Genomic DNA, 4,958 nt, shown 5'->3' with positions numbered 1-4,958 from the left:
TCCTGATTAATAACACTATCGTCTTCTTTATTACTGCTGCTGGATGCCTTTGATTTTGATTCTTTTTTGGCATCCTCTTTCTTCTTATCGGAGCCTCCTCCGAAAATAGAGCAAGAAGTTAAAACAAGAGCCATCACTGAAATACAGATTATTTTTAAAATAGATCCAGCGCTCATCCCTATCACTCCATCGTCAGTTTTCCTTAGATTGCCCCACTTTGTTACTTGCCCATACACATGCAAAACACCCTTTCACTATGAAAAAATAGGGAAAGGGTGCTGTCATCCTTATTATTTTACGATCGCGCCATTTGGCATCGAATCAGGTACTGTTGCCAGCGTCAACTGGTCGCCGTGCGAAGCGGCGAGAATCATGCCTTGGGACAGCTCGCCGCGAAGCTTGGCAGGCTTGAGATTCGTGACGCAGATAACCTTGCGTCCAGCCAGCTCCTCAGGCGTATAAAACTTCGCGATGCCTGAGACGACCTGCCGCTGCTCATACCCCAGGTCGAGCTGCAGTTTTAGAAGCTTATCGGCGCCTTTCACAGGCTCAGCCGATAGAACTTGAGCTACGCGCAGCTCGACCTTGGCGAAATCGTCAATCCCGATTTCGTCCTTCGGCTCCGGCGCAGGCACTGCCGATGAAGCAGCGGGCGCTGCTTCCTTGGTTTCGTTGGCGGTGGCTGCCGCTCCGCCACCCATAGCCTCGACGATGTAGGCGACTTCTGCCGCTGCGTCCAGTCTCGGGAACATCGGATCTCCCTTTTGCACAATAGTGCCGGACGGGAGATGCCCAAAGGACTGCACGCTTTCCCAAGCGGTTAAGCGCGGCAGATCCTCGGCAGCCAGGCCAAGCTGCTGCCAAATCAATTGCGGCGTCTTTGTCATGAACGGCTGCAGCAGTACGGACGAAATGCGCTGGGATTCAGCCAGCACATACATGACGGAGCCAAGGGATTCACGCTTGGCTTCATCCTTCACCATCGACCAAGGCTGTGTTTCGTCAATGTACTTATTCGTGCGGCTGATTAGCTGCCACACGGCAGATAGTGCGATGGAAAACTCCATTTTTTCCATCGCTTCTTCATACTTCGCTACCGCCGACCTAACAGTCTCCAAAAGACTGTCATCGAACTCGGTAGCCCCAGCCACGTACGCCGGAATCTTACCATCGAAGTACTTATCGATCATAACGAGCGTACGGTTCAGCAGATTCCCCAAATCATTCGCAAGATCATGATTTACCCGCTCCACAAAACTTTCCGGCGTGAACGTTCCGTCAGCCCCAAAAGGCACTTCGCGCATCAAATAATACCGAAGCGCATCCAAGCCATAACGGTCGATCAGTGTAACGGGATCAACCACATTCCCTTTAGACTTCGACATTTTGCCGTCCTTCATCAGCAGCCAGCCATGAGCGAATACTTTTTTGGGAAGCGGCAAATCCAGCGCCATCAACATAATCGGCCAGTAAATCGTATGGAAACGAACAATCTCCTTACTCATTAAATGCACATCCGCAGGCCAATACTTCTCGAAATTACCCGCATCATCAGAGCCATAACCAAGCGCAGTAATATAGTTGGACAGAGCATCAATCCAAACGTAAATCACATGCTTAGGATCACCCGGAACCTTAATACCCCAATCAAACGTCGTGCGAGACACCGCCAAATCTTCAAGACCCGGCTTAATAAAATTGTTCAGCATCTCGTTTTTACGAGACTCAGGCTGAATGAAATCCGGATTTTCCTCATAATACTGCACTAAACGGTCCGCATACTTGCTCATACGGAAGAAATAAGTTTGCTCCTTCATCTTTTCAACCGGGCGTCCACAGTCCGGACATTTCCCATCTACCAGCTTGCTCTCCGGGAAAAACGACTCATCAGGAATACAGTACCAACCTTCGTATTCGCCTAAATAAATATCCCCTTGATCCAGCAATTTTTGAAAAATCTTGCTAACCGCATCCTTATGACGCGTTTCCGTCGTACGAATAAAGTCATCATAAGAAATATCGAGCTTGCTCCAAAGCTCCTTAATGCCAGCAACAATGCCATCTACGAATTCCTGTGGCGTTGTTCCTTTCTCTTGGGCTTTTCGCTCAATCTTTTGCCCATGTTCATCTGTACCAGTTAAATACCGCACATCAAAGCCGCGAAGTCTTTTGTAACGCGCCATCGCGTCGCCAGCCACTGTTGAGTAAGCGTGACCAATGTGCAGCTTATCACTTGGATAGTAAATGGGGGTCGTGATGTAAAACGTTTTCGAATTTGTTGTCATCCTAAATTCCTCCTAGCTAAAAGTAAAAAACACAAAAAGCCCTCATCCATCTTGGGACGAGAGCTGAACTCACGCGGTACCACCCAGGTTCCCCCGCCTTTCACAAGCTCGGGGCTCAGTAAGTCTATAACGACTTGCCCATTAACGCTGGGAAACGAAGCCAGCTTACCCCCAATTTAGCGTATTTCACTACTTCTACGCAATCGGGCAGCTCGAAGGCTTATTCTCCGGGACCATCTTCCAAACTTAATCCTATACCGGCTTTCACCTGCCCCGGCTCTCTGTTCATAGGTCTCCGTCTGTACTTATCCGTTCATCGAATCTATATTCAACATCTTATGGCAAATATATCGAAAAAAAGAGCCGCCTGTCAAGCTGACTGATCGTTATGAATTAATTTCTCCGGCCGCGGGGGTACATAATCAATCCCACCTGGATGAAAAGGATGGCATTTGCAAATTCGTTTCATTGATAGCCATGTCCCTTTCAGAGCACCATGAACTTCAATTGCCTCCAGTGCGTACTGCGAACATGTGGGATAGAACCGGCACGTCGGCGGCTTCAGCGGCGATATGAATTTCCGATAGAAATGAATAGGAGCTTGCAGCGTCCTTTTCATATTATGCTTCTCCCCTTAACTGGCTATGATACTCATTACATATAATTTATTACTCAATACTCAATACTCAATACTCAATACTCAATACTCAATACTCAATACTCAATACTCAATACTCAATACTCAATACTCCTCCATCATGCCTGAAAAACAGTACGGGGTCAAATCACTTTGCATCTAAGATTCAGGAAATTTGAAAACACTTAAGAAACGTAGGGTAAAATATATTCGATATTGCCATTTTCACATAATTATTAAAAACACTAAAGCCATCGTGACCGCGTTTGGACTGATCTTTTAGGTGGGCAATGTATTGGCAATTATTTAGTCTCATGTTGTGGAACGTTAATCTAGTGTTTAATCTGTCAATTTTGGATTCGAGATATTTATGTATATCCCAGGTTGAGGTTGATTGGTCTTTTTGAGTTTGACTAGTCTGATGAGGAGTTTCGAGATGTTGGGGATTATCAGGAGTAGTTGAATCAGAGTTGGAATCAATTGCTGCTTTACTAAGTAACTTCACCCTGTTTTGTGTGTAATCAAATGCAAACTGAATTTTTTTCAACAACAATTGGGCGCTTCGATAATTAATTTGAAGAACTCTAGAAAGTAAACTAGCCGTACAGTCTATTCCCTTTTCTATTAACAGTTTAATGGCTTTAAACCAAACTAGTAACGGTAACTTCGATTTATGCATGATCGTCCCGGCAGTTAAAGAAACCTGCATCCTGCACTCTTTACATTCTAATATTATACGCGCTCGAATATTAAAAGCCTCGTTACTATCGCAGCGTGGACAGCAGAACCCATTTGACCAACGCATATCCATCAAAAACTGCTCGCATTCCTCTTCCGATTGAAAAAAATCTGTGCGCTCGTCCATAAACTGCTGATCCATCGTCCCACCTCACAAAATAGAACATTTGTTCCTTTTATTATATCGAACATACGTTCTTTCGTCAAGTGAGTTTTTTTGTCACTCTTCCTCACCAAGGGGAGTGTATCGGAAAACATCAAATTCTGTGATATATACAAAAGAGAGTAAAAGTTAGGATAAAGCGCGCTCGATTCTCAAATAAGAGAATGTTATTCATAGTAGTTTAAGCTTTTTGTAGATACCACAGAAAATGACCAAAAAAGAAGTATGTTGCTGGCCTGGGGAGCTAGGTTCATAACCGCTGCAGGGGATGGTTGATGCTTCAGAGGTTCGGTGCGAAGGTGCCCACTGTGGAATCGAGGTCCAGGATGAGGGATGCTCGAGGTGGTGTTCGTGGTAAAGAATGTGGAGGCTTGAGGTGGTGTTCGATATTCAGAATCCGGGAGCTCGAGGTGGTGTTCGATGTTCAGAATCCGGGAGCTCGAGGTGGTGTTCAAGGTATAGAGTATGGGGACTCGGTGTAGAGTTCAAAGTACAGAATGCGGGGGCTCGCTGTGTTGTTCGATGTTCAGAATCCGGGGGCTCGGGGTTGTGTTCCTGGTACGGAACGCTGAGGATTGGAGTAATGTCGGGTGTACGGAATGCTGAGAATCGGGGTTGTGTTCGCGGTACAGGATACTGAGGCTTGGAGTTGTATTCGTGGTAAGGAATGCTGAGGATTGGAGTAATGTCCGGTGTACGGAATGCTGAGAATCGGGGTTGTGTTCGCGGTGCGGAATGCTAAGGATTCGGGTTGTGTTCGTGGTATAGAATATGGGGACTCGGTGTAAAGTTCAAGGTACAGAATGCGGTGATGGTCGATGTTCAGAATCCGGGGGCTCGGGATGGTGTTCGTGGTACCGAATGATGAGGATCGGGGATGTGTCCTGGGTACGGAATCCGGGGGCTCGGGGTTGTGTTCGTAGTACGGAATGCTAAGGATCGGGGAGTGTTCGTGGTCCAGAAAGAAGGATGCTCGAGGTGGTGTTCATGGTTCGGAATGCTAGGGGCTCTCGAGGTGGTGTTCGTGGCAAAGATTGTGGGGCCTTGGTGTGGGGTTCCAGGTTCAGAATGCCGAGGCTCAGGGTAGTGTTCGGGGTACGGAATGAGCGGCCATGGTGTGGGGTGTGGGGTGTGG

Annotated in this window: 3 protein-coding genes; all 3 read right to left on the bottom strand. The window is 46.9% G+C overall.

Annotation, left to right across the window (positions count from 1 at the left end):
- Positions 1 to 290: 290 nt before the first annotated feature.
- The 3 genes from metG to AC3WRW_RS32835 all read right to left on the bottom strand — a co-directional run bounded on the left by metG (position 291) and on the right by AC3WRW_RS32835 (position 3,802).
- Positions 291 to 2,285, bottom strand: coding sequence for a methionine--tRNA ligase (gene metG, locus AC3WRW_RS32845; RefSeq protein WP_492550413.1), 1,995 nt, complete (start codon positions 2,283 to 2,285; stop codon positions 291 to 293).
- A gap of 370 nt (positions 2,286 to 2,655) precedes the next feature.
- Positions 2,656 to 2,904, bottom strand: coding sequence for a membrane protein insertion efficiency factor YidD (gene yidD, locus AC3WRW_RS32840; protein ID WP_171682223.1), 249 nt, complete (start codon positions 2,902 to 2,904; stop codon positions 2,656 to 2,658).
- A 184-nt stretch (positions 2,905 to 3,088) separates the two neighbouring features.
- Positions 3,089 to 3,802, bottom strand: a complete 714-nt coding sequence (locus AC3WRW_RS32835) for a transposase (protein WP_492550412.1) — start codon at positions 3,800 to 3,802, stop codon at positions 3,089 to 3,091.
- Positions 3,803 to 4,958 lie beyond the last annotated feature (1,156 nt).

Source organism: Paenibacillus sp. FW126-R14 (genome assembly GCF_058789495.1).
The sequence above is the reverse complement of the archived record's forward strand: the minus strand, read 5'-3'. Positions and strand labels throughout refer to the sequence as shown.

Excerpts from the sequence above, each read along its gene's own strand:
- metG (WP_492550413.1), bottom strand. The coding sequence starts at position 2,285 with ATGACAACAAATTCGAAAACGTTTTACATCACGACCCCCATTTACTAT.
- AC3WRW_RS32835 (WP_492550412.1), bottom strand. The coding sequence starts at position 3,802 with ATGGATCAGCAGTTTATGGACGAGCGCACAGATTTTTTTCAATCGGAA.
- yidD (WP_171682223.1), bottom strand. The coding sequence starts at position 2,904 with ATGAAAAGGACGCTGCAAGCTCCTATTCATTTCTATCGGAAATTCATA.